Source organism: Synechocystis sp. PCC 6803 substr. PCC-P (genome assembly GCF_000284455.1).
Lineage (GTDB): Bacteria > Cyanobacteriota > Cyanobacteriia > Cyanobacteriales > Microcystaceae > Synechocystis.
The window spans coordinates 1366128-1391924 of record NC_017039.1; the positions used below are offsets into that span (position 1 = coordinate 1366128).

The following is a 25797-nucleotide window of genomic DNA, read 5'->3' on the forward strand; positions in this document are numbered from 1 at the left end:
GAGCGATTTTTCCACTAACGAGGCTTCCATGTCCAAGATTGCGCCCCAATGTCAGAATCTCCGTGAGCAAGTTAATCAGTTAATCGAGCTTCTGCGCCAGGAACCCACACTCCGCAGTCAGCAGGACACCAGCATTGTGGAAACGGCCTTAGGAAAGGCACTGTCCCCCCGGTTTGAAATTGTTTTTGCCGGGGCTTTTAGTGCCGGTAAGTCCATGCTGATCAATGCGTTGTTGGAGCGGGAATTGCTTTATAGTGCAGAAGGTCACGCCACGGGGACAGAATGTCATATTGAATATGCTAACGCCAATGAAGAAAGGGTAGTGTTAACTTTTTTGAGTGAAGCGGAAATTCGTCAGCAGGCTTTGATTTTAGCAAAATATCTCAATGTCAATGTGGGGGATTTAAATATTAATCAACCTGAAGCAGTGAAGGTGGTTAGTCAATATTGTCAGAAAATAATTGCAGAAGAAGGGGGAGAAAATAAGTCAGAACGAGCCAAACAAGCCAATGCTCTACACTTACTACTAATAGGATTTGAGCAAAATCGAGAAAGGATTAATACTGTACAAAATTCCACGTATTCTATGGATCAGTTAAATTTTTCTAGTTTAGCTGAAGCGGCAGGTTATGCGAGGCGGGGAGCTAATAGTGCGGTGCTTAAACGATTGGATTATTTTTGTAATCACTCATTATTAAAAGATGGCAATGTCTTGGTGGATTTGCCAGGGATTGATGCCCCAGTTAAAGAAGATGCGGAAAGAGCTTACCGTAAAATTGAAAGCCCGGATACCTCAGCAGTGATCTGTGTGCTTAAACCAGCGGCAGCAGGAGATATGAGTGCAGAAGAAACACAATTATTAGAACGCATCAGCAAAAATCATGGCATCCGAGATCGGGTATTTTATGTGTTTAATCGCATTGACGATACTTGGTACAATACTCAACTGCGACAACGGCTAGAGGGTTTAATTCAGTCGCAATTTCGGGATAATTCTAGGGTCTATAAAACCAGTGGTTTACTTGGTTTCTACGGCAGTCAAGTTAAGCAGACTAATAGTAGTACTCGTTTTGGCTTGGACTCAATTTTTGCCACCACCATCAAAGGTTTTGACGGAGAGGAAGAAACACCACAATTTGTTAGCGAGTTTAATAACTACTGTGCTAATTCTGGTAAGTTATTGTCCACTGCTTTCCGGGTCTCGGTCAATGGTTATGAAACATCTAATGAAAATTATGTCAGAATTTTAAGTGAATGGGGAATACCATTAGTTGATCAACTAATCCATGACAGCGGAATTGAATCTTTTCGTTCTGGCATTGGTCTTTATTTAGCAGAGGAAAAATATCCTGAACTATTTGCAACTCTAGCTAATGATTTGCAACCGTTATGTATTGCTCTACGGCAATTTTATCTAGAAAATTATCGGCAGTTAGATAGTCAGCCCCGGGAAATTGCGGCGATGAAAGCTCAGGAATTAACTTTGCTTAATCAAGAAATGCAAAATCTGGGTATTGAGTTCAAAAAATATATGAGTGCTCAAATTAATGATGTGGTTATCGGCAATGATCGGGAATTTGACCAAGATTTTACTAAGTTAAAAGCAAGAATGGTGGCTCGATTAGATGAGTTGTTAAAAACTTTTTCGGTAATGAATGCCTATAAGCGAGCAACGGAAAGTCATCCTCGTAATTCCACAGCTCCTTTTATTGCAGTTTTGGTGGAGGCTTTATATTATCTTGCTAATGAATTGGAAGATGCTTTCATAGAAGCTATTCATGAGCTAGTTAAAAATTTCTTTCAACGATTAGGCGATCGCCTACGAAAAGTGGATTGTTACCATCAAGTTTATCGTTTGGTTGGCAATGATGGCGGTATTGAGCAACTATTACGACGGGCGGAAGAAGATATAACTAAAGCCTTGGTTAATGAAGCTCGAACGGAATGTGATCGTTATGTGCGGGAAAGTCCCCGATTTTATGATGAAGGTACTTTTTCCATTTATCAATTCCGGCAAACTCTCCAGCAAACTTCCCAGGGTTATGATGCCCAGGCGATCGTGGAAGCGGAACCAGCTATTAAGGAGTTGCTAAAACTAGATTTTGAACCTAAAGTTTTCAATACTGTACGGAAAAATTTCCGACAAACCGTCAATAATACCCTAAAAACCCATCTGCTACCAATGGCAGAAGAACAAGCCCAAATAATTTTAGAACAGTATGATGTGGCAAGGAAATATCGTGAGCAAACGTTGGAACAGGATGCCGAAGAAAAAATTGCTCGCAATTCCCGTTTACAATCGGAGATTAAACAGAAAATCGATCTTTACCAAACGAGTATTGTTAGCATTAATGAATGTTTAAAAGCCATGCAAATTTTTGAGCAGTTACCTGTTATTACAGAATCAGACATTACTAAGCAAGCAGAAATAGTTGCAGATGCAGATTTTGTGGAAATAGTAGAATAATCAACCATGAATTAAAATCTACATTGAGACCAGCAAATAGCTGAATAATTTTTCTTTTGATTTAAGTAACCTTTCTGACATACAAGCAATGCAAATTATCTACGACGAATTCCTAGAATCCCTAAATGCTGATGACGTCCTACAGTTATTAGACAAACAGTTTCCCGGCAAATTGTTTTCAGTATCTCGTATTAAACATACCTTAGAATATTCTTTTCAGCAGCCACCACAAGAGAAATTTATTGAGCAATTAGAACTTGGATCTAGAGCAAGCATTTACTTGGGTCAAGGTGTTGATTGTCGAATTTTAAAAGCTGGATCCAGTGGCTGGAAAAAAGGAAGGATTGCAGTTAATGTGTCTGTAGAGTTCATTCCCGATGAGCCTGAGGCAAATGAATATCAATCTCCGTTAGATGAAATTCGTCGAGAAATACAATCTGATCTTCAATGATTTATCAATTGAAATATTAAAAATATGAAAACCGACAAAATTGGCTACCTTAATTCACTCAGTGAAGACACTGTTATTGATTGTGGTAATAACCATTCCTTTTACAAAATTAAAACTTTAATCGGTGAGTTTGTTAATTTCTTTAAAACTGTACCCTGGTGTAATAAAGATTATTTTTATAAAGCTTTTCAAGTTAGTCTGAAAGACCATAAATCAATCGATATTAAACCAGAAATTTTTACAGAAGAAGGTATAATTGCTGAAATTATTGATCCTAAATTGGACAAACCGCTAAAGGGAAAATTTAGAATAATCTTTGCCCTGGAGTTTATCCCGGATGAGGTTCAAGATTCAGTTTCGGATTCTCCCCTCGATGAGATTCGTCGAGAAATAGAGCAAAGTAGCTGAGGACATTACCATGGACAAAAGACAATTACTTAACCCTGAAGATGTAGTTTCAGTAACTGACTCCGACAAAATATGTATTAATCATAAAACTTTTACTGTTCAAGAATTACTAGGAGCCTTTTTGACAAAATGGTTCAATAGTGATATAGGCAAAAGGTGGTTATTTGAAGGTACAGAGTGCCAATATCTTGCCCCCGGTAAGCTATGGAAAAAAGGAAAAATTAAAATAAGCCTTGAATTTATTCCCGATGAAGCGGAATCACCTCTCGATGAAATTCGTCGAGAAATGACCGAAAATCAATCTTAAAAAATTTAGGGATAAAATCAGGGAGCTGAAATATTAAATATTAACAAGTTGAGTTTAGAAATAGAGGTAACAGGCGTTTTTAAACTCTCAATTATGATTCACCATACTCCTGTAAAAAGCTGAGGAACTCGGCCGGGGCTAATCGGGCATCTGGGCCAGGGAGTCGGGCAATAAAGCCAGGATGGTTACCATGGCATTATTCTGGCTAACCCACAACAACCCTAATTATGGCGATCGCCTAGAATAGAAAACTGAAAGCGGTAATGGAGCCTGAAAATCCCTGATAGTTTTTCTCTGGGGATTGGTTTGCTGAAAAGAGCCTAATTTAATCATTTATTTTCAAATAATCTCGTTAAACTTTGCTAACTTCACTTTTTTTGCCCCTACGTCGTTGCTCCTCCGTTTTATGGGGGGGATTACTCCTCAGCACATTAATGTTAAGCAGTTGTGCACCGCCCGATCCCCTAGAACAAAAAAGTCAGCCCCCACCGCCCAAGGAAGAAAGTAGCCTCACCCTCAACAATGCCACCCTAGAGCAAGCCAATGCTAAAGGGCAAACTGTCTGGAAAATTCAGGTGGAGGAAGCTCGGTATAGCGTTGATGGGAAGAATGCCACCCTAGTGAACGTGAAAGGGGATTTTTACGAAAATGGCAAAGTGGTGCTCCAGGTGAAGGCGGATAAGGGAGAAATTATTGAAGACGGCAAAGCATTATTTCTACGGGAAAATATTGTTGCCCTTGACCCCCGTAATAAGGCAGTGTTGCGGGCCCAGGAAGTGGAGTGGCAAACGGAATCTAGCATTCTCACTGCTCGGCAAAATTTGAAAGGGGAACACCCTGATTTGACCGTGACCGCCAAGGAAGGACGCTATGAAACCAAGGAAGAAAAGCTGATTGTGTCCGGCGATGTGGTGGCGGTGACAGAACACAATACCAAAGACCAAAATCAACCCAAGGACCCCCGTCGCTTGGAACTCAAAACCGACAGAATTACCTGGGAAATTAAAAACAACCGGGTTTTTGGCGATCGCCCGTTGACCCTAGTGCGCTTTGTGGATAAAACTGCCACCGACGAAGTGAAAAGTAACCAAGCAGAATTGTTGCTGAAACAACAGTTGGTACATTTAGCAGGCTTAAATCAATTTAAATCCGTTGAACCGCCGTTGCAAATTGCCGCCGAACCCATTAGTTGGTCTTACCTAAACCGCTTTGTCTCCACCGATAATCCCATCACTATTGTGGATTATAAACAACAAATTACTGTGCGGGGTAACCGGGGAGCAGTCAATCTAGCCGACGGGATAGCTAAACTAGAGCAGGGCACTAATACTACGAGCCAGGAGCAACAATCCCAACTGTATGCCGATGAGTTAACTTACAATTTTGGTCCCCAAACGTTGCAGGCAAAAGGAAATATTATCTATGAACAACAAAAAGGAGTGAAATTTAACCTCACAGGGGATTTAGCCCAGGGATCTTTACCGGATAATAATGTGGTGGTAACTAGTACTAGCCCCGAAAGGGTAGTGACAGAGATTTTCCCCAATCAATAAAGCTAGTTATTAACTAAGCAAATTCGTAACGTTTACAACTCTAAGAGTCTGTTTTAAAAGCCCCTCTGGACGCCTAAATTTGGAAGAAAACTGAGTTAAAGTCCCCCATTATTGCCGGAGCTTTAGTGAGGAGATTTAGGGGGCAGAATGAAACTTTTCAAACACGTTCTAAAAGCCAAAAATATCTAACTGTTTAGCTTGATCTTCCGCTGCTTCAGCAGCCGCTTGACTAGCCATAACTTTACCCCGATTACCCTTACGTAAACCGACAGCAATTTTACTATGCTTTTCAATCTGGGCCATTACCTGGCGGGCCCTGGTAATCACTGAACTAGGCAATCCCGCTAAACGTCCCGCTTCAATGCCATAGGATTTATCGGCTCCCCCCGGTGTTACTTGGTGTAAAAAGATAATTTCCTCTGGCAATTCTTTCACCGTAACTTGAAAGTTAGCCACATTTTCCAGTAAAGAAGCCAACTCGTTTAACTCATGGTAATGGGTAGCAAAAATTGTCCGGGCTTGGATTTCCCCCGCTAGATACTCCGCCACCGACCAGGCGATCGCCAAACCGTCAAAGGTGGCCGTGCCCCGGCCAATTTCATCCAGTAATACCAGGGATTTAGCCGTGGCATGGTTAAGAATATTGGCAGTTTCATTCATTTCCACCATAAAAGTAGACTGCCCCGTAGCTAGATCATCCACGGCCCCTACTCTGGTAAAAATACGGTCACAAATGCTCAGGGTCGCGGTTTTAGCAGGAATAAAGCTGCCGGTTTGGGCCATTAACTGTATTAAGCCAACTTGACGCAAATAACAACTTTTGCCACTGGCGTTGGGCCCCGTCAAAATTACTAAATCAGGATGCCAATGGTCGTGGCCCAATTGGGTGTCGTTAGCAACAAAAAAACCTGCCCCAAGGGATTGTTCCACCACTGGATGGCGACCTGCTTCAATGTCAATTAAGCCTGGTTCCATTTGCATAATGGGACGGCAATAACCCTGATAAACTGCCACTTCCGCTAGACCTGCCAACACATCGATCGCCGCTACGGCCTTGGCCACGTCCCGAATTGGTTGGGCTTTTTCTGCTACTGTGGCCCGCACTTCGGTAAAAATTTCATACTCCAATTGATTCAAGTCAGCTTGGGCGGTGAGAATACGGGTTTCCCGCTCTTTTAATTCCGGTGTAATGTATCTTTCTTCATTGACTAAAGTTTGTTTGCGAATGTAATTGTCTGGGGCCTGTTCCGATTTACTGCGGGGTAGACTTAAATAATAACCAAAGGCTTTGTTATAACCAACTTTTAAATTAGCAATACCAGTTTTTTCCCGCTCCGTTACTTCCAAATTAGCTAACCATTGATTATCATCTTCCAAACTTTGACGCATTTCATCCAACGTCGGGTTAACACCACTACGAATTAAATTGCCTTCCCGAATATGTAAGGGGGGATTTTCCACAATGTGGGCTAACACATATTTGCCCAATTCTTCCAACTCCGGCGGCACTGTCTGTAAGGCTTTTAAATAGGGGCTATGGCCTTCCTGAGCTAACTCAGCTAAATCCGTCAACCGCACCAAAGAAGATGCTAAGCCATACACATCCCTAGCACTGGCGGTGTTGGCCCCAATTCGCCCCGTTAACCGTTCCAAATCGTAAATTTGCCGGAGCAATTGCCGCAAATCCTGACGCAAAGCGGGATGATGGTACAACTCTTGGATGGTGTCCTGGCGAGCTTGGATACCTTTGAGATCCAATAAAGGCTGCAATAACCAACGCCGCAAAGCCCGACTACCCATGGTGGTGCTGGTGCGATCTAAAGCCCACAGTAGGGAACCATGGAAACTACCATCCCGCACGGTTTGGTTAATTTCCAAGTTGCGTCGGGTTTGGTGATCCAAAACCAGAAAATCGGTTAAGCCATAGGTTTTTAATGGTTGAATGGGCACCACATGGGCTTTTTGGGTATCTTCGATATATTCCAATAATCCCCCCGCCGCCCGGATTGCTAGGGGTAAACCTTCACAGCCCATGCCCTCCAAAGATTTAACTCGAAAAGTGGTTAGTAATCTCTGTTTTGCTTCCACCAAGGAAAAGGGCGCTTGGGAACGGAGAGAATAACAAAAACTGGTGGGTAACTGTTTAGGAATATGCTCTGAAGGTTCCCCAGGGCGCAAAATATTGCGAATATCGGGGGCAGAGGTGGGTATCAATACTTCCGACGGTTGGAGTCGAAGTAATTCCACTGCTAGGTCATCCAAATTACTGGATTGGCACGTAAAAAATTCCCCAGTGGAGATATCCGCATGGGCCAGGCCCCATTTATCCTCCACCATGGCGATCGCCGCCAGGAAATTATTCCGCTTGGCCGGAAGCATACTGTCATCGGTCAAAGTGCCGGGGGTGAGTAACTTGGTCACCTGCCGTTCCACCATGCGTTTTTCTGCCTGGGCTTCCGCTGCATCCTCCACCTGGTCACAGATGGCCACCGCATAACCCTTTTCCACCAACTGCCGCGCATAGCGATCCAAGGCGTGGTGGGGTACCCCAGTCATGGCCACCCGGCCGATTTCCTTGCCCCCCTCTTTGCTAGTTAAAATCAGTTCCAATTCCCTAGCAATGATCACCGCATCCTGGAAAAAACACTCAAAAAAGTCCCCCACCCGGTAAAGCAACAAAGCCCCTTGATACTGTTCCTTAACCTCCGTGTAGTGCTGGAACATCGGCGTCAACTTCTGGCGATCGAGGGTGCGATAGTCCCGTTGGGGTTCTTTAACAGTGCCGAGGATCGGAGTATCAGTCATGGAAAGGGAAAATTCTGTGGAGCAGCCTTTAATTGTATGAGATTTATCGAAAGCCATCATCAAACTAGTGCATTGATTAGTGCACTTAAGTCGGCAATCCATAGGAAAAAATATAGTAAATTTTTAGTAAAGTCTTGCCGTCATTGCAAAAGCACGTATTAGTATCGACGGGCGGTTTTATCGCCTTTTATTCTGTTACCATTACCATAAGAGTGTCTTCCTACGCAAATTTTATAGGATAAAAAAACACATAAGGCTTATGGATTTTACTAAAATAAAGAGAATTGAAGAGAATTTAAACAGGCTTGAGGACTGTTCTGTTGATGAGTTAAAAGTTTTAACTGATGAACTGTTAGCTTCCATTTGTGAAACCTTAAATATTTCTCAGAGTTCTAACCTTATTTCAGCTTTATTTAATGAGCGAACAAGTACCAACCAAAAAAAACTAATAGCCGTATCTATGCTAAGAGCCTTATGCAGGAATCAAAGCGTAGTTTGGAATCACAATAGTGTCACACTACGCAATAAAACATTTGATTTATTCGATGAGATTTTAGTGGATATTTATAAGCAGTTTCAGATAGATATTAAATCAGATAAAGAAGAAAAAACATCAAAACTTCAAGAAATTGAAGGAAATTTAAATCGCAAGTTCTTTAATCTTGAACAATCAATTTGTGACTTGAAGGATTTGGATAAATTCAAAAGCGACTTTATGCAATTTTTGTTTGCTGATAAAGTTAATAGCTTTATTTTTAGACAGTTTTCAGATGAAGATATCTTAAGTAAACCTAAAATACAATCACTATTTAAAATTCTTCAAGATTATCAAAAAAGCAATTCTGTTGAATCAAAAATCAACTATTATGACAATATAAAAAATAGTTATCAGGAATTTATTGATCAATGTTCCAAACAATCAGAATTAGTTGAAACTTGTATTGGTAATTTTTTCAAGAGGCTACTTAATTTAGTTGATGAAGATTATACAAAGAGAGATGATATTGTTCCAACAATAATACGTGTAGAACTCATAAAGAAAAAATATCCTCTCCACATAAAAGACCAACTATTAAATATAGAAATTCAAGTGAATAATATAGGCAAAGGAAAAGCTTTTGATATTGAAGTTACTCTTGATGTAGATGATAGTTTATTGATGCTTTATGACCCTAAAATATATATTGGAAATCTCGAGCCATTAGAATCTACACATCGGATATTTGAAGCCAAAATTCTTGTGCAGAAAAACAAAGAAAAACTAGAAGAAATTATCTTGGGTAGAGTTGATTGGTATAACTGCGACAAGACCAGGTGCCATGAAGAATTTAGTGGTGAGTTGCTTCCACAAAATACAGAACTAAACTGGGAAAAATTAAGTAAGGAAAAACCCTACAGTTTAGAGGCTATTTCTAAAGAAAACGATTTAATTGGTCGTTCAGAACAAATTAGACAGCTTGAAAATAAAATTTTCTCTGACGAATTAGAATCTTCAATCATCTTTGGACAAAAGAGAGTTGGAAAAACATCAATTGCCAAAATCATTGAAAATAAGCTAAAAAAACATTCACTCTATACTGCAATTTATATTTCAGTAGGTTCCCTTGATAAAAGTTCTCCCGAAAAATTCTTAAAATCTTTAGGGGAATATATTTATGAAGAAATCATTGATGATCAACCATTCAATGAATATAAACTTCCAGGGTTTGAGTTTGAAGATTCAATTACACCTTTAGATAAATTATTTAGAAAAATACGAAAAATTGAACCCAATCACAAATTTGTGATTATTCTTGATGAGTTCGATGAAATTCCTTCTCAATTATACAAGCTGACGGATATCGGAGACAATTTTTTTCATAATATTAGAAGTTTAAGCAGTAACAATAATATTGGATTTATTTTAGTTGGCGGAGAGAATATGACGACAATCAATCAATCAACTGATAAATTAAATAAATTTGAATCCTTTCCAGTTGATTATTTTGATAAAGGAAGATTTTGGAAAGACTTTCAAGACTTAGTATGCAAACCTGTTGAAGGAATAATAGAATTTACTGATAATGCAATATTAGAACTCTATAAAATGACAGAAGGAAATCCATTTTTTACAAAATTAATATGTGGAAATATTTATAATATGGCTTGTGAAACCAGAAACGCTTATGTTTCTTATGAAGAAGTTACTAAAGCAATCTCAAAGAGTTTATCTTCCATTAATAGTAATAATGTTAATCATTTCTGGAAAGATGGAATTAAAGAAAGCGATCCAGTAGAAGTAGACAAAATTGAAACTCAGAGACGAAAATTTTTAATTTCTTATGCTAGAGAAATTCGCTCAGGCAAGAACAGCTTCACAAAAGAAGTCGTTCTGAATAATAGCATATTAGACAAGACTGTAACAACAAAGGTATTTGAAAGTTTCGTCAATCGCAAAATTTTGATTGAGGAATCTGAAAACTATAGATTTAAGCCTTTATTCTTTGATAAATGGCTAACAAATGAAGGTTTTAACATCATTACATCTGAAGCTCTTGATGAGCAAGCTATTGAAGAATTAGAAAAAGAAGAGGACAGGGCTTATGTTGAAGACACAGAAATTGTTGATTTATGTAAATCATGGGGAGAGATCGCAACATACAGAGCACAACAAATTACACCTCAACACATTCGCAGTTGGCTTGATCAATTTTCAAACAATATTGAAAAACGTCTTATGTTCATTCTATTGTTAAATTTAAAGTTTTATACACAAATAGAAGTTAGAGAAAAACTAGGAATCATTCATAATGAGGTAAAAAAAGGATTGGTATACAAGCTTCCCAAAAATGCAAAAGGGGAAACAAAAACAAGAGAAGTTTTATTAAGTGCTTTTGGGAGTCCAACAAAAAGCGGTTCTACCTACTTAAGATTATATGCGACGGTAAATAATTTTTATCGTAGTAGTTCACATAATGTGTCTTTGTCTAAAATCAAAGAAGCTATTATCCAAGATAAAGAAATTCAAAGAATTGTTTTTATAGAAGATATAATTGGTTCTGGTCAATCAATCATTAGAGGGCTTGATACATTGAGTAATTTATGTGGATCTCTGATAAAAGAACATAAAATTACAGTCTTTGTTGGTGCTATCTGTGGCTTTGAATCGGGCATAGAAAATATTGAAATAAAAGGAAATGAATTACCTTTTAATGTCAAGGTATTTGTCTGCGATCATCTCACCGAACAAGATCAGTGTTTCAGTGAGAGTTCATCAATGTTTAATTCTTCTCAGGAAAGGAATAAAGCAAAAGAAATTGCTTATACTTATGGCAGTAAACTTGTTAAAACAATGCCTTTAGGATACAAAGATAATCAGCTCCTAGTTTCTTTTTTTGAAACCTGTCCCAATAATAGCCTTCCCATATTATGGGCAGAGAAAAGTGATTGGAAAGCTATCTTTAGAAGAGACTGATTTTTTATGATTATCGTTTTATCAAAAATTGGGAATTATTGTTAATCATGTGCGTTTGTCGTGCGAGTATTTTACCAGCTATTTGCTAACCAAACCGCAAAAATCTAGATGATTGTCTAAACTCCCCTAAAGCCCACATTTGTATCCATTGCTTCCCGGGAATTTAAAGGCTTTGAAGCTTGCTTATCTTTTGCTGTTTTCAGATTATCAATAAAACTTAGTATTGCCCCCAACAACAACAAGATTCCGCCTAAATACTGAGCGTTTGTGGGCGTTTCCAGCAAGATTAGATAGGCAAAAATAATCGCCAAAATAGGAGTTACTAGACTTGCTAAGTTAATTTGAATAAAACTTGCATTTTTGAGACCGGCTAACCAAGCCACTTGACCAACAACGACAATAATAGCACCATAAATTAACATCCATCGCCATAAAATGGGAGAAGAAACATCCATAAAATGGTCAAATCCGTAAATAATAACTGCTATCCAAAAAAACACAAAAGTTCCCAGCAAACTACGATAAACAGTAAAAATACCTACGGGAATAGATTGTAATTGTTGCTTACTCAAAATTGTTGTGATTGCTGAAATAAAAGCGGCGATCGCCACAAAGCTTTCCCCCAAGCCAAAATCGAAATTTATCACCATATCAAGGGGATCAGCAACCCCCCAAAAAACCGTAACAGCGACTCCGACAAAGGAAATCAAGGTCGCCACCATGCTTAACCAATTAACTGATATTTTCAGTAATAAAATACTTAAAATTAAGGTAAAAACTGGTTCCAGCCGTCCAATTAAAACCACATTTGTTACATTAGTTTTTTCCAAAGCACTGAACATTAATCCAGGGGCGATCGCCCTTGACAAAATGGCTGTAACAGTCAAAAGGAACCAATCTTTTCGGGTTAATTTTCTTAATTTATGAAGTTGCCAATCAGGGTGAAAAATTAAGATCATCAAACCCAAGGCGCATAAATTACCAACAAAGAGGACATTACAGAAGGAAATAGGATTCCGACCGTTGATCTCATACGTTTTACCCAATTCAATAATACGACTAGTTACAGGATTGGCAGCCGAAAAAATAACAACGGCAAGGGCAAGATAAATTGGACTATGAACTTGTTTGAGAAAAGTCTGAAAGCCAGAAAAAACATGTTTCATTTACTATGCTGATTCCTTTTGATAGCCAATGTGGGGAGCCGAATAGATAGAAACAAAAACTGCATTTTCCCGACCATGGTTAATTGCTCCGTGGACTTGATTTTTCTCGGCGATCGCCACTTCTCCTTGGTGCAAAATTTGACTTTGCCCATCCCCCAAACAGTAAGTTAAAGTACCTTTGAGCATCACCCAAGTGTCCTGACCATCGGGATGGGAATGGGGCTGAACAATCTGCTGAGGTTGAACGCCCCAAACCGCAATACTAGAGTTTTCTGTCTCGATTACCGACGTTACCGTTGCCCCTTGCTCAGAAAAACAAGCAATTTGCTCTAGGTCAAAAATTCGTTGGCTATCCATTGCAATAATCCTCTCTTTATTTGAACTGAGGACAGGTTTTACCGACGGAATCACATTGATAAATATAAGGCTTTTGCCAATGAAGTGGAATTTCCAGCAAATCCCTTGCCCCAGTTATGCCCTGACCAATAAAGAGCAATAAAGCGAAACTATTAATAATAATGTGGGCATTACGCCAACGATTTCGACGATCTTGATAAATATCTTGAATCGTAGCCACTGAAAAAATCATTAACAGCGCGGCTAAAATTCCATAATAAAAATGGGAGACAAGCCATTCATGGTCTCGACGATAAATTTCGGGCTGACAACCTAAGAGCACTAGTCCCATTCCCGTTAAGGTGGCAAAGATCCCCCGCCAAATTCTTGTTTTAGCTTGAAAAAGAAAGATGAAAGAAGTAATACTTAAAATGAACAGCGCAATGATAAATAAAACCCGAAAAGGCTCTTCAGAAATTAGATTTTTATTAATAAACTTAGAAAAAATAGGATAGGCTAACCCTAGAAAAGTAACGCCCACCACCGCCATACTAAGATATCTTCCGATCGCCACGTGTTCGGTGCCAACGATGGGAGGAATTTTACTTTTCTCGCCCACCTTCATCGCCAAACGCCGTTCCCGGGTGAGTAAAGCACGGTTAAGCACAATGCCCAACAGAGGGAAAACCACAACCACGGCGATCGCCGGATGTAACAAAGCCCAGGTATCTTGAAAATCCATCATAAAAATTAATCCCCGAGTTTATTAAACAATTTTTAAATAATTTAAGACTAAATATTTAAATTCTCTTTTTCCAGCAGAAAAAGGGATATTTTAAGAAGATTTTAGCCAAGAACCTGCAAATTTTTTAACAAATGTCAGAAGCCGTTGACGACGTGGAACAACCTCAACATCTTCGATAATGGGGGGAGTGCCTTGCATTGCCAAAATTTCATAGGCTTGCAGAGTAGTTTCTTTTTCTTTGAGGATGATTTGATTGCCGACCCTTGCCTGGTTCTTAATTACCTGATAAACATCTTGGGAAACTAATAGTTGTGTTCCTTTTAGTTTGTTTGCTGATTCGAGAAGATTGACAATGGCGGCCACCTCACCTAGGGGCGTTAATAGGGTAGATTGCGCCGCCACCAATGGAACAAAAACAACACTTCCAGAATGAATCCCCATACTTAAATTCAAGGGGCGATAGCGCATTTGATTTAATAAGGTATTTAATTCTTGAACTGATTTAAACATTTCCAAGGCTGCCCAAGTTGCCCTTTCTGCAGCAGAAACATCAAACTCCTTGAGACCAAAAGCAACCAACATTTTTCGTCCCATGACGTTGGAAATTGTCCCTCCATATTTTTCAATAATTTTTTGCATTTGACTGAAATAGCGTCCCATAACATAGACAATATCGTAGGGAAAATTAACTTCATCAAAATTAGTTGCCCCACGAATATTAGCCATTAATAGGGCAACATTGCGCTCGGTATTGATTGCCCCCGTAGTTAATTGATGATCAATTAAATCTATATCGCCCTCATCCAACACTAAACGACGGATAGTTGCTGAATTTGATAGTTTTGTTTGACACGCTAGACGGACGTGAAAGGGAAAATCTAATTTTTTAGCAAGGGCTTGTTCGATACTGGTAGGAGGACTACAATTTTTTATACCATCTAGAACCATAATGCGGCAGGTTGAGCAATTGGCTTTCCCGCCGCACACACTTATGTGGGCAATATCACCCTTTAAAAGGGCATCCAAAATAGTCTCGTTTGAGTCAATTTCCAGTAATCGATTGTCGGGCAAACAGATAAGAGTCGGCACTTTATTCACGTTTAAATCTCTTAAATTTCCAGCAAGTCAGTGCTTTTTAATTACTTAAGTTAACTTATTAATCGCGTTTTGCTAATCAATCAGTTAGGTTAATTAATAGGCATTGCAGATCGAAGAAATAAAAACAAAATTGGTTATAAGTTTTGCTGGTTATATCCTAATTTTGCAACGCCTAAGATTAAATTATTACTAATCTTAACCTTGCTCTTTCAAGCGAACCATTGCCGAACCAATGGGAATATCTCCATCGACACCCTCTAGCTTAGTGGTGACACGATAAAGAACCCGTCCCCCCATTCGTGACATATCAATCCCCGATAATTGCAGTCTTACATAAGTATTAGCCTCAACCGGTTGGTTAAAGTCGATGGTTACTCCCCCAGGGGACACTTTTGTAGTGGTGGGAATTTCCTTGCCATTAGGATCAAAAGCTTTGACATCAATGGAACGCCCCATGTCAATGGGTAAACTAATGGTGGCCGATTCTAAGGAAAATCCGGTAACGGCTAGGGTGATGTAGTGCATATTGCCGGCGGCTCCCACAAAACCAGAATCCGTGACAAAGGGAGTGGTAAAACGCATTACCATTTGGGCTTGGGCTGGGAAATTAGCCAAGGGCAACAGAGCTACAGAAATAGCTAAAGCAGACAAAGAACTAACAAGGGGACGAATATTCATAGCGTTAAATTCCTTAAATTAGGAAAAAAATTAGTCAATTGCCAACAAAAAGAGACAGTAAAATGGCAATGGCATCCTCAGGTTCGTAGCGAACACGAAAGTCCACATTGGCGTAAGCTAGGGCGATATGGCCGCGGCGATCAATTACAAATGTGGCCGGCACGGGTAATAACCATTCTTCGGTGCCATTGTGCTCAGGAATAACACAGCCTGATTGTAAATAAATTTGCTTAACAGCATCGGGAACGGTAAAAACTAATCCATAATCCTGAGCTGTTTGAAAACCACTGTCGCTGAGGAGATCGTAAGTCAAATCATGACGATCAATGGTTTTTTGAGAAGCAACTAGAGTTTGGGGAGAAATAGCCAGAATTGTCCCTCCCAATGCCCTAATTTTATTAACAACCTTTTGATAAGCGCGCAATTCTAAACCACAATAGGGACACCAGTAACCTCGAAAAAACTTAAGTAATATGGGACCAGTCTTTAATTGTTCGGAGAGAATGATCGTTTCTCCTTTGGTATTCTTCAGGGTAAAGTCTGGGGCAAAATCTCCTATTCTTAATAGTCTTCGATTTCTAAATTCCTCACTCAGACCTTGAATAAAATCAGAAAAAATAGCAGCTCTTTCAGGTGAAGACCTTTTCAAAGATTCTTGCTGGAACTTGTATAATTCAATTTGTAAATTCACAATCTTTCCGGAGATAGCTGGAGGCTATAACCCATCATATCCCCTAAAGATTGCCCTAATTGAACAAATTCCCGGAGATCTACTTGACTTCACTGGCGGGAAACATGGCGACCCGGCCTCCTTTTACTGCCACAACTACGTCGTAGGTTGCACAATAGGAAAAGGTAACATCGTTCTTTTTACTGTACAGATTGACAACCATTCCAGCGCCCCCCGGTTGCACTCCTAATGGTTCTAGATCACCGTAAAAAAATCGCCTCAATTGGTCTCCACTGCCTGTTTTTCCTTTACTGGCGATAATAAGTTCGATCTGTTCTTGGCTTGCCGAAGGGGGAGCGGCGATCGCCGTACTTTGAGTTTGGGGTAGAAAACTGTGAAGGGCGACATCTCCTAGGCCAATCATGCCAGCCAGAATAAGGGGGGTTAGCAAAGAACTAACGGTTTTTAGTCTTAACATCGAGTTTTTAGGAATGGGAATTATTGATTGAGATATCATTGCCTGTTTTTTTTTCGATGGGAAGCCGGCAAAATAGAATATGCCATATGCCAGATTGGAATAGGTATTGCGATGGATCGTCTTGCTTGTATGCAGAGCTTTGTTCGAGCAATTGAAATGAATAGCTTTTCCGCCGCCGCGAGGGAGCAACAAACAACTCAACCAACTATCAGTAAACAAATTGCCGCCTTGGAAAAATATCTGGGGGTACGGTTAATCACTCGCTCCACTACCAAACTAAATTTGACAGAGGAAGGGAAACAATATTATCAATACTGTCAACAAATTTTAGAAACAGTTGCTGAAGCTGAAGCAAGTTTAGAAGGTAAAGAAAAAGCCGTTGGCACCTTACGGCTGGGTTGTTCAGTCCTATTCGGCGAAATGCAAATTGTGCCCCGCTTAAGTCTGTTTATCGCCCGTTATCCCCAGGTCAAAATAGATTTAATGATGGCCGACTATTTTGTTGATATGGTGCAGGAAGGACTAGATCTTGCTATTCGTATTGGAAATCATCAAGATAAGGCTCTAATTAGTGAAAGAATTGGTATTACTCGTCGTGTAACAGTCGCCAGTACCAGTTATTTTGAAAAATCAGGAGAACCGAAAACACCAGAGGAATTGACCAGACACAACTGTATTGTATACACATCCTTGTCCACCATTAATGAATGGCATTTTCATGGAAAAAATGGAGTCATTGCAATCAATGTTAAAGGTAGTTTTCAAACCAATAGCTCCGTTGCTGTGCGAGCCGCAGTTTTATCAGATTTAGGCATTGCAATTGCTCCCATCTGGATGTTTGGTGACGATATTTACCAGGGGAATCTTAAAGTTGTTTTACAGGATTATCAACCCGTCCCTTTTCCCATTTATGCGGTCTATCGTCGCAGTCGCTTTTATCCTGCCAAAGTTCATTGCTTTATTGATTTTTTGCGGGAAGAATTTAAGCTAGATCCCTGGGTTTCTGATTATGGTGTTTAGAGCCCATTTATAAAGTCTTATAATGGATAGCAAGTAAGAGAAGAAAAAAAGGAAAACTAAGAGTAAGAGCAGAAGGAGACAAAGAGTATGAAAAGTCTGACAGCCTATGAAACAGACCTGAGCGATGCAGAATGGGCAATAGTTGAACCAATGATTCCTCCCGCAAAGCCCGGAGGACACCCACGAACCACAGATATGCGAGCGGTTTGTAATGGTATTTACTACCAACTAAAAACGGGTTGTCAATGGGCAGGGCAATGTTACCCCATGACTTTCCTCCTAGTAGCACGGTCTATAGCTATTATCGTAAATGGCAACGTCATGGCGTGTGGGAAAGGCTCAATCTAAGGCTGCTGGAGCAATGCCGCCTCTAGAGTGGCAAGAGCCTTCAACCTAGCGTAATAGCGGCAGATAGCCAATCGGTAAAAACCACCGAAAAAAGGGGGAAGTCTACGGTTTTGACGGAGGTAAGAAGGTGAAAGGGCGAAAGCGTCATCTAATCGTCGATAGTCTGGGCTTAGTCTTAAAAGTGATAGTGACCGAAGCAAATGCAAGTGAACGTATCGTCACAGCTTATGCTCTGATGAGTTTGCTTAAAGAAGGAACTCAACTCCTCGAGTCTGTCAAGAGCATGTTAGTAGACCAGGGTTATCGAGGTGATACCTTTGGGTTAGCCATCTGGCTCTTAACTCAAGCCAAAGTCCAGGTGATTAGTCGTTCAGGGAAGTCTTTTGAGGTCTTACCAAAAAGATGGATTGTCGATAGGACGTTCAGTTGGCAGCGCTTTTGTTGCCCCCTCTGTCGAAGCGGTGACAATGGACAAAACTACACGGTGGAGACTTTTAAAGGAAGTTACAGTGACAATGAGAGCCTTTTAACAAGCCAACCTTGGTGGGGTAATAGTGATTTAGCATTTGGGGCTCTGAGTCAAGTAGAAGGAGAACTTGGTTTTCCTAATAACACCTTGGATGGAATAGCCGGGCCACTCTTCGCCTTTGACTTTTCTGCTTGAGAGTCTCAAGAAAGTAATGAAAGGCGCCAGTTGCGTAATAGTTCTATGTTACCATTGACCCTGAATTTGGCAAATATTGCCATGGTGATATTAACCATGTGGGCTGACCTGGAGATAACTTTCGTGGGGCGATGAAATCTAGCAAGCCAATGGCGATTATCTGAGTTGTTTCTCTCAATTCCTACTGTTTCTCTTTTGCTAATCCCATGAAACGCATCAGGATGTTCATCCAGCAGTTGTTGATAGGGCCTCCAGTCATCGGTACAGGACACTGTCACTTTCCACTTTGCCAGTCTCTCCAGCAAACGACTCAGGGTTTGACTATCACGATTTCCCAGTTCCCAGTCGATGAGTCTCCCAGTAACACGGTCATATGCCTTCCAGAGCCATAACTTGTTTTTTTGGCCTGAAGAAAATGCCACAGTTCGTCTAATTCCACTACGATCGCTGAGTCTGGAGCCGGTTTCTCGTAGTTTGCTTCGCCAAAATCCCTAATCCAGTTGAGCAGTGACTGAGTGGAAACTCCCAAGAGTTTTGCTGTGGCATTCATTGACATACCACCCATGTACAATAAGACCGCTTCTAGTTTCATCCAGAGAAGTTTACCCCGTTCCTTGGAGAGATTGGTAAATTTATATTGGCACCTCTTACATTTGAATCGTTGCTTCCCCTTGACAAAGCCATTTTTGACGACATTCCCATGACCACATTGAGGACAGTGACAGTGTGTAGACATCTTTGCAAAAGCTCATTACCCAATATTCCCTATCATCCTACGTCATTATCTATTTGAAATTCTCGAAAATTTTATTGCTGATTCTTGACAGGATTATTTTTCCTCTTCGCCTTCTTGGAAAGTCACACTAGGGGAAGCATCAAAAATGGCGTTCAACTTTTCCCTGGCATCGTCAACATTGACGGAGCGCATCACCAATAAGGGCTCACTGATGGGGCGACCCTGGTCATCGAACAACTCCGGGTGACTGCTCTGGCCAAAGCGACGGGAAAAACTGTTGGGTGGAGTGCGCTGGCTGCCCATGCTGACGGAAATTAAGCTCCGAATTAGGTTGCTAACAGCAAGGAAGGCAATCACGGTGAAGGCCAAAATATAAATAAGATGCAGCACTGAAATTTTCCCCAATTGTTCAATGGCGACCCCGCTGAGCGCCATGGTAGAAAAATTTTTTCAGCATGGAACCGGGCAGGAAAAATTTAGGAACGATCGCCTGAGTCTTGTTCTAGCTTAACAAGATTTTCCGCCGTTGACAGGAATTATCTAGGTCCAGGAGGTCTATTGGGGAGTGGCGTAGAGGTCCCTACTGCGGCCAATGCAAAACCTGAGGGAACGGCCGATGGTGGGGTTGGAAAAAATGCCAAAAACCATGATTGCCGCCAGGGCTAATCCGCCGCTGAGCCAAAATACATGGCGGTAACCAAATATCTCGTTCAGTACGCCCATAATGGGAGCGGCAATGGCAATGCCTCCATCAAAACCGCTCATGCACACGGAGAAAACCCTTCCCCTTTCCTCCAGGGAGGAACGATCGGAAATTAGGGCGATGGTGGTGGGTAATAAAATGCCACTACCTGCTCCTTCGAGGGCGGCTGCGGTCAATAATTCCCAAGAGTTATCCGCTTGGGCAAGGCACACCATAGACAGCAAATAGCAAATCAGGCTACCGACAATGAATAGCCCCCGACCATAGGTATCCGCCAAGGAACCAAGGAAGAGGCGGGGCACAAAACTGGCGATCGCCGCCACACTGTAAAAAACTCCCGCATAGGTAGCTAGGTCAATTTCCCGCACAAACAGGGGCAAAAAAGTGGCCAAGTTACCGAACAAAAGCCCAATCAGCAGTAACACCAAGGTGGGTACGGCCATGGAGCGACTGGTGAGGAGTTTGCCGATGGAACGGGGTCGGGGGCGATCGCCGAAAACATCCTCTGCTGACGATTGATCTGGGGGACGGTTTTCCCGCACCTGTAGGGCCAAAACCAGGGAAATAAAGCCCAACAGGGAAGAGGCAATGAATAGGAATTCGTAGCCAATGCTTTGGGAAATGTAAGCCCCCACAGCCGGCCCAAATCCCATACCAATAGGCACCGCTAAACTCATATAGCCAATAATTTCCCCCCGTTGTTGGGGTGGGGATAAATCCACCACTAGGGAGTTATAGCCGGTGGTATAGGCAGCCAAGCAAATGCCGTGAAAAGCTCGAATGGCCATTAAAGCTCCCACAGTGGCGGTGAGTAGGTATCCCAAGGGGGCCAGAGCCACAACCAATGCACCAATGACAATGGCAATTTTTCTCCCCCGGCGATCAACCAACTGACCAATCCAAATTCTGGACCCCAACAGGCCAAGGGCGAAACTCCCCATAATCCAACCCACTTGTTGTTTCGTTGCTCCCACATCCTGGGCATACATGGGCAGAGTGGGAAGAAGGGCAGTGAGGCTGAGCCAAAACATCAGCACTGAAGCAAACAACAGAGCAAAAGTTTTCTGGGTGGAGGGAGATAGTTGACGGAGGGTCTGGAAAGAACTCACGGAATAATCTGCTGGGGAGGAAATGAGGCAAAGGGCAACTGCTTAAGGTTTCTTTACAGTTTGCTTTTCCATGATAGACCCAAAATTCCTTACCAGGGTGAGCGGGGCGTGGGGAAGCCAAATCGGTCTGCGATGGTGAAATTGAACATTTTGTAGATCAATCTGGGGAGGGTTGACAGGGTTAACCCCCCACTCTCAACAGGCAATAACTTTCAGTTTTTTTCAAGGGATAACCACAAAAAAACAAGAATATTTCGACCAATTACTTGCCGGCTTAATCTTTTCTTAATTCTATCTTAATTTCGACTTAATCAACTGATTAACTCCCCTTAAAATAAGTCAAAAAACGGCTATGGTTAACCAAAAGTTAATCGACTTTTTTGGGAAATTATGCATTGAAAATAAAAAAAATTTCGTGTTTTAAATTAACAAAATGCAACTAATATTGTTAGCTAGAACGGACCAGTAAGGTTTCTGGCTTTATTGACAGCAAACGGCCCGTCTTACCCTAGGGTTTTGCCGTTTTTTTAGGTCGATAATTATGCCAATGGAAACCCCATCAGCGAACAAGGGCTGACTGTTTCAACTGCACTACAATTTAGATTGCAAATTCCTATGCTTAGTTCACTGCAAAAAGTTGCTACCTTCTCCGTAGTCAGCGTTATCGTCGGTTTTGGTGGCATTGGCCAGGCCATTGCCGGTACCCTCAATGGTGCGGGAGCGAGTTTTCCGGCCCCACTCTACCAACGTTATTTTGCTGAGTATAAAAAAGCTACCGGTAATACTGTCAATTACAACTCCGTCGGTAGTGGCGCTGGTATTCGTCAATTTATCGGTGAAACCGTTGATTTTGGTGCCACCGATGCTGTGCCCACTTCCGCCCAACGTCAACAGATGAAACGGGGTGTGGTTATGGTGCCCACCGCTGGTGGCGCTGTGGCGGTAGTTTACAATTTACCAGGCAAAAAAGTACAACTTTCTCGCATTGCCTTGGGTAAAATTTTCACCGGGGAACTAAAAACCTGGAACCAGGTGGATTCCAAACTGCCCAACACTCCCATTCGAGTTGTGGTACGGGCCGATGGTAGTGGCACCACGGATATTTTTACTAGCCACCTCAGCGCTATTAGTAGCACCTTTAGAAGCAAGATTGGTGCTAGCCAAGATCCCAACTGGGGTTTCCAAGTACTGAAAGGTCCGAAAAATGACGGGGTAGCGGCAACGGTTAAGCAAACCCCCGGGGCGATCGGTTATGTCCAGGACACCTTTGCCCGCCGTAACGAGGGTCCCAATCTGCAAACCGCCAAGGTACAAAATAAGGCCGGTCAGTATGTAGAACCCAGCTTGGCAGAGGCCAATAAAGCCATCAGTGGAGCCAAGTTTGACGCGAACTTTGTTGCTGAAATAAGTGATCCTGCCTCCGGTTATCCCATTGTGGGTTTGACCTGGTTGTTGGTGTATCAAAACAATAAAAATGCCAACGTTGCCAAGGACGTCAAAGCTTTGGTGCGCTGGATTTTGACCACTGGCCAAAACCATAATACCCAGTTGGAGTACACCAAAATTCCTCCCGCCGTTGCCCAACGGGTAATTGCAGCAGTTAACAAGATCAAATAAACCAAATATCAAGTCAATCTGCGGTTTTTCAAGCTCCCCTAGTCTCCTCAGTTCGGGAAGAAACTGGATAAAGATCCCCCGGTATTGGGAGATTTAGGGGGCAAATTAAAACTTGGCAAACAGGCTCTAGGAAAAGGCAATAGGTATGGTGGAAGGTTTTTCACGTCGTTCAGAATTCACTCTGGCCCGGGGAGGGGATATTACCCAAGGGAATTCCCTCACCAATGGTTTGGACTGGGGCTTTAAACAGTTGACCCGTCTCTGTTCCCTCGGAGTAGTGGTGATTCTCGGCTGGATCGCCTGGGTGGTTTTTACCGATGCCCGACCGGCGATCGCCAAGTTTGGTTGGGAATTCATCGTCAGTCAACAATGGGACAGCAGTGGGCAACTGTTTGGCGGCTTACCCTATATTTTCGGCTCGGTGGTTAGTTCCTTCATCGCCCTAATTTTTGCCCTGCCCTTGGGGCTGGCCGTGGCGGTTATGACCAGCGAAAACCTTCTACCTGCTCCGGTGCGGGTGCCCATTGCCTTTCTGGTGGAACTGATTGCTTCCATTCCCAGCGTGATCATTGGTCTATGGGGCATTTTTGTCTTCATTCCAGTGTTAATGCCTGTGCAGGGGGCACTGTTTAAATATCTGGGTTGGTTACCAATTTTTGGTACGGAACCCTTTGGCCCCAGCATGCTGGTGGCGGGATTGGTGCTGACCGTGATGATTATTCCCACCATTGCTTCCATCAGCCGGGACATTTTACTCTCTGTTTCCCCCAGCCTCCGTAGCGCTTCCATGGCCCTGGGGGCAACCCGATGGGAAACTATCTGCTCGGTGATTTTGCCCTCTGCTAGTTCTGGCATTATTGGTGCCACTATTTTGGCCCTAGGTAGGGCCCTCGGAGAAACCATGGCAGTAACAATGGTGATCGGTAACTCAAATATTATCTCGGCTTCCCTACTGGCACCGGGATATACCATTCCCTCAGTGCTAGCTAACCAATTTGCCGAAGCAGTGGATGAGCTGCACATCGGCGCTTTGATGTATTTAGCTTTAATCCTTTTCGTTATTACCCTCGGTATTAATAGTCTGGCGGTGTTGATGGTGGCAACCATTCGTCGTCAAGGGGAGAGCAATTAAAGCGATGAAAAGTTCTGCCCCTAGTAGTTTACTTGCGCCCCTATCCTTTTTCCGTAATGGTTTTGCCTGGGTGATGGGGGGGTTGTCCTTTACCCTCACCCTTGTGGCTCTGCTGCCTTTGTTGGCTATCTTAGCTGCCATTATTCAACGAGGTTTGCCCACTCTTTCCTGGGAAGTGTTTATCCATCTACCAGCTCCAGTGGGGGTGGAAGGGGAACCCAACGGTTTTGCCAATGCCATTGTGGGTACTCTGACCATGGTCGGACTGGGCGCTCTTTTTAGTGTGCCCCTGGGGGTGATGACTGGGGTATTTTTGGCGGAGTTTGCGGCCGGCTCGGCGATCGCCAATGGGGTACGTTTTGTCACCGTGATTCTGAGCAGTGTGCCCTCGGTAATTGTGGGGGTATTTGCCTATGGAGTACTGGTTATTACCACCAAGCAATTTTCGGCCTACGCCGGGGGTCTAGCTTTAGGGGTAATTATGACTCCCATTATTGCTTTGACTACAGAAGAAGCGCTGAAATTAGTGCCTCTCCATTACCGCCTGGGTTCCGCTGCCCTGGGGGCTAGTAAATGGGAAACCACAGTCAAAACGGTAATTCCCTGTGCCATTCCCGCCATTACCACTGGGGTATTGTTAGCAGTGGCGAGGGCCGCCGGGGAAACGGCTCCTTTGATGTTCACTGCGCTCTTCAGTCAATTCTGGCAAGAGGGGTTAATGGCCCCCACCCCTTCCCTGCCCGTACTGATTTACAACTATGCCAGTTCTCCTTTTGAAGAACAGAACGCCATTGCCTGGACCGCTTCTCTTGTACTATTAATGCTGGTTTTGACCATTAATCTATCCTCCCGTCTGCTGATCCGTCGGCGTTTTTAGCTCTGCCATCAATACCTAATCGTTAATTTTCCCGTTTTCTCCGTTTACCAGCTATGACTAATTTGTCCGGTTCAATGCCCAGCTCCACAGCAGCGGATTTACAGCCTGCCCTCAGGGTTGAAGGTTTGGGATTTTATTACGGCACCAAAAAAGTGTTAGAGGGGGTAACCATGGCAATCCCCGTTGGTAAGGTCACTGCCATGATTGGCCCTTCTGGTTGTGGTAAATCAACTTTGCTCAAAGCTTTTAACCGCATTGCCGAACTGGAGGGACGGGTGAAAGTAACCGGGAAAATCGAATTTTTCGGACAAAATATTTACGATCAAAAGGTCAATATTAATAGCCTGCGTCGGGAAATTGGCATGGTCTTTCAGCGCCCCAATCCTTTCCCCACCAGCATTTACGACAACATTGTCTATGGGGTTAAACTTTGTTGCAATGTGAGCCGGGCCGAATTGGATGAAATTGTCGAACGTTCCCTCACTAGGGCAGTGTTGTGGGATGAAGTCAAGGATAGTTTGAAAAAATCTGCTTTGGGTTTATCGGGGGGACAACAGCAACGCCTATGTATTGCCAGGGCGTTAGCGGTCAATCCCAAGGTGTTGTTAATGGATGAACCCTGTTCTGCTCTCGATCCTATTTCTACTCTGAAAATTGAGGAATTAATCAATAGTCTGCGGGAAAATGTGACCATCACCATTGTGACCCACAATATGCAACAGGCCCTGAGGGTGTCTGACTACACAGCGTTTTTCAATACCGATGAAAGCCGTATCGGTCAGTTAGTAGAATTCGACACCACCCAGAATATTTTCTCTAGTCCCCAGGAAACCCAAACCAGGGATTATGTGGCTGGTCGCTTTGGCTAGATACTCCTGTTTATGGTGCCCTCCTTCATATAACGTTTGCTTGTATTACCTCTTAATTTTTACTTTAGAAACTAGTCTTCAGTAAGCATTCAATCTGCTCAATTTT

The 25797-nt window shown here is 42.3% G+C and carries 22 protein-coding genes and 1 pseudogene; 12 read left to right on the plus strand and 11 right to left on the minus strand.

The genetic code is table 11. From position 1 onward, the window contains the following. Positions 1 to 28 precede the first annotated feature (28 nt). The 5 genes from SYNPCCP_RS06435 to lptC all read left to right on the plus strand — a co-directional run bounded on the left by SYNPCCP_RS06435 (position 29) and on the right by lptC (position 5186). Positions 29 to 2467, plus strand: a complete 2439-nt coding sequence (locus SYNPCCP_RS06435) for a dynamin-like GTPase family protein (protein ID WP_010872446.1) — start codon at positions 29 to 31, stop codon at positions 2465 to 2467. Between the two features lie 88 nt (positions 2468 to 2555). Then, positions 2556 to 2918 (plus strand): KGK domain-containing protein, encoded by a 363-nt coding sequence (locus SYNPCCP_RS06440; protein WP_010872447.1) that lies wholly within the window; start codon positions 2556 to 2558, stop codon positions 2916 to 2918. A gap of 24 nt (positions 2919 to 2942) precedes the next feature. Then, positions 2943 to 3326, plus strand: coding sequence for a KGK domain-containing protein (locus SYNPCCP_RS06445; RefSeq protein ID WP_010872448.1), 384 nt, complete (start codon positions 2943 to 2945; stop codon positions 3324 to 3326). A 10-nt stretch (positions 3327 to 3336) separates the two neighbouring features. Further along, positions 3337 to 3633 (plus strand): KGK domain-containing protein, encoded by a 297-nt coding sequence (locus SYNPCCP_RS06450; protein ID WP_020861697.1) that lies wholly within the window; start codon positions 3337 to 3339, stop codon positions 3631 to 3633. Positions 3634 to 4067: 434 nt separating this feature from the next. Next, positions 4068 to 5186 (plus strand): LPS export ABC transporter periplasmic protein LptC, encoded by a 1119-nt coding sequence (gene lptC / locus SYNPCCP_RS06455; protein WP_010872449.1) that lies wholly within the window; start codon positions 4068 to 4070, stop codon positions 5184 to 5186. 168 nt (positions 5187 to 5354) lie between these two features. Here lptC and mutS read toward each other — a convergent pair whose 3' ends face one another. After that, positions 5355 to 7991 (minus strand): DNA mismatch repair protein MutS, encoded by a 2637-nt coding sequence (mutS, locus tag SYNPCCP_RS06460; RefSeq protein WP_041425962.1) that lies wholly within the window; start codon positions 7989 to 7991, stop codon positions 5355 to 5357. Between the two features lie 259 nt (positions 7992 to 8250). Here mutS and SYNPCCP_RS06465 point away from each other — a divergent pair, with 259 nt between their 5' ends. Beyond that, complete coding sequence (locus SYNPCCP_RS06465) at positions 8251 to 11445, plus strand: ATP-binding protein (RefSeq protein WP_010872451.1); 3195 nt, start codon at positions 8251 to 8253, stop codon at positions 11443 to 11445. A 116-nt stretch (positions 11446 to 11561) separates the two neighbouring features. Here the strand turns inward: SYNPCCP_RS06465 and SYNPCCP_RS06470 are convergent, their stop codons facing one another. The 7 genes from SYNPCCP_RS06470 to SYNPCCP_RS06500 all read right to left on the minus strand — a co-directional run bounded on the left by SYNPCCP_RS06470 (position 11562) and on the right by SYNPCCP_RS06500 (position 16655). Beyond that, positions 11562 to 12611, minus strand: coding sequence for a DMT family transporter (locus tag SYNPCCP_RS06470; protein ID WP_010872452.1), 1050 nt, complete (start codon positions 12609 to 12611; stop codon positions 11562 to 11564). Between the two features lie 3 nt (positions 12612 to 12614). Beyond that, positions 12615 to 12968 (minus strand): cupin domain-containing protein, encoded by a 354-nt coding sequence (locus SYNPCCP_RS06475; RefSeq protein ID WP_020861699.1) that lies wholly within the window; start codon positions 12966 to 12968, stop codon positions 12615 to 12617. 16 nt (positions 12969 to 12984) lie between these two features. Next, positions 12985 to 13692, minus strand: a complete 708-nt coding sequence (locus SYNPCCP_RS06480) for a DUF4079 domain-containing protein (protein WP_010872454.1) — start codon at positions 13690 to 13692, stop codon at positions 12985 to 12987. Between the two features lie 90 nt (positions 13693 to 13782). Continuing rightward, the gene (locus tag SYNPCCP_RS06485) at positions 13783 to 14790 is read right to left on the minus strand and encodes an adenylate/guanylate cyclase domain-containing protein (RefSeq protein ID WP_010872455.1); all 1008 of its coding nucleotides are present in this window, start codon (positions 14788 to 14790) and stop codon (positions 13783 to 13785) included. A gap of 195 nt (positions 14791 to 14985) precedes the next feature. After that, positions 14986 to 15468, minus strand: a complete 483-nt coding sequence (locus tag SYNPCCP_RS06490) for a hypothetical protein (protein WP_010872456.1) — start codon at positions 15466 to 15468, stop codon at positions 14986 to 14988. 34 nt (positions 15469 to 15502) lie between these two features. Further along, positions 15503 to 16159 (minus strand): peroxiredoxin-like family protein, encoded by a 657-nt coding sequence (locus SYNPCCP_RS06495; RefSeq protein ID WP_010872457.1) that lies wholly within the window; start codon positions 16157 to 16159, stop codon positions 15503 to 15505. 79 nt (positions 16160 to 16238) lie between these two features. Further along, on the minus strand, positions 16239 to 16655 hold the full coding sequence (locus tag SYNPCCP_RS06500; protein ID WP_010872458.1) for a hypothetical protein: 417 nt from the start codon (positions 16653 to 16655) through the stop codon (positions 16239 to 16241). On the opposite strand from SYNPCCP_RS06500, the gene SYNPCCP_RS06505 reads away from it, so the two are divergent. Continuing rightward, positions 16644 to 17636, plus strand: coding sequence for a LysR family transcriptional regulator (locus SYNPCCP_RS06505; protein WP_231848056.1), 993 nt, complete (start codon positions 16644 to 16646; stop codon positions 17634 to 17636). The genes SYNPCCP_RS06500 and SYNPCCP_RS06505 overlap by 12 nt on opposite strands. Before the next feature lie 87 nt (positions 17637 to 17723). Further along, positions 17724 to 18414 (plus strand): annotated as a pseudogene (locus SYNPCCP_RS16770) (IS5 family transposase); the annotation flags it as partial. A 239-nt stretch (positions 18415 to 18653) separates the two neighbouring features. On the opposite strand, the gene SYNPCCP_RS16775 reads toward SYNPCCP_RS16770, so the two are convergent. The 3 genes from SYNPCCP_RS16775 to SYNPCCP_RS06525 form a co-directional block, all read right to left on the minus strand. Next, a protein-coding gene (locus SYNPCCP_RS16775) for an IS1 family transposase (RefSeq protein WP_102014007.1) occupies positions 18654 to 19384 on the minus strand; the annotation gives its coding sequence in 2 pieces (ribosomal slippage) (positions 18654 to 19051 and positions 19051 to 19384; 732 coding nt in all). A gap of 93 nt (positions 19385 to 19477) precedes the next feature. Further along, a complete protein-coding gene (locus tag SYNPCCP_RS06520; protein ID WP_010872464.1) occupies positions 19478 to 19819 on the minus strand; it encodes a DUF2973 domain-containing protein in 342 nt (113 codons plus the stop codon). Between the two features lie 120 nt (positions 19820 to 19939). After that, complete coding sequence (locus tag SYNPCCP_RS06525; protein ID WP_010872465.1) at positions 19940 to 21196, minus strand: MFS transporter; 1257 nt, start codon at positions 21194 to 21196, stop codon at positions 19940 to 19942. Positions 21197 to 21811: 615 nt separating this feature from the next. On the opposite strand from SYNPCCP_RS06525, the gene pstS reads away from it, so the two are divergent. The 4 genes from pstS to pstB all read left to right on the plus strand — a co-directional run bounded on the left by pstS (position 21812) and on the right by pstB (position 25691). Beyond that, positions 21812 to 22813, plus strand: a complete 1002-nt coding sequence (pstS, locus tag SYNPCCP_RS06530) for a phosphate ABC transporter substrate-binding protein PstS (protein ID WP_010872466.1) — start codon at positions 21812 to 21814, stop codon at positions 22811 to 22813. A 145-nt stretch (positions 22814 to 22958) separates the two neighbouring features. Next, entirely contained in the window at positions 22959 to 23945 is a 987-nt protein-coding gene (gene pstC / locus SYNPCCP_RS06535; RefSeq protein ID WP_010872467.1) for a phosphate ABC transporter permease subunit PstC, read from the plus strand. Positions 23946 to 23949: 4 nt separating this feature from the next. Beyond that, on the plus strand, positions 23950 to 24822 hold the full coding sequence (gene pstA, locus SYNPCCP_RS06540; RefSeq protein WP_010872468.1) for a phosphate ABC transporter permease PstA: 873 nt from the start codon (positions 23950 to 23952) through the stop codon (positions 24820 to 24822). A gap of 53 nt (positions 24823 to 24875) precedes the next feature. Continuing rightward, on the plus strand, positions 24876 to 25691 hold the full coding sequence (pstB, locus tag SYNPCCP_RS06545; protein ID WP_010872469.1) for a phosphate ABC transporter ATP-binding protein PstB: 816 nt from the start codon (positions 24876 to 24878) through the stop codon (positions 25689 to 25691). Positions 25692 to 25797 lie beyond the last annotated feature (106 nt).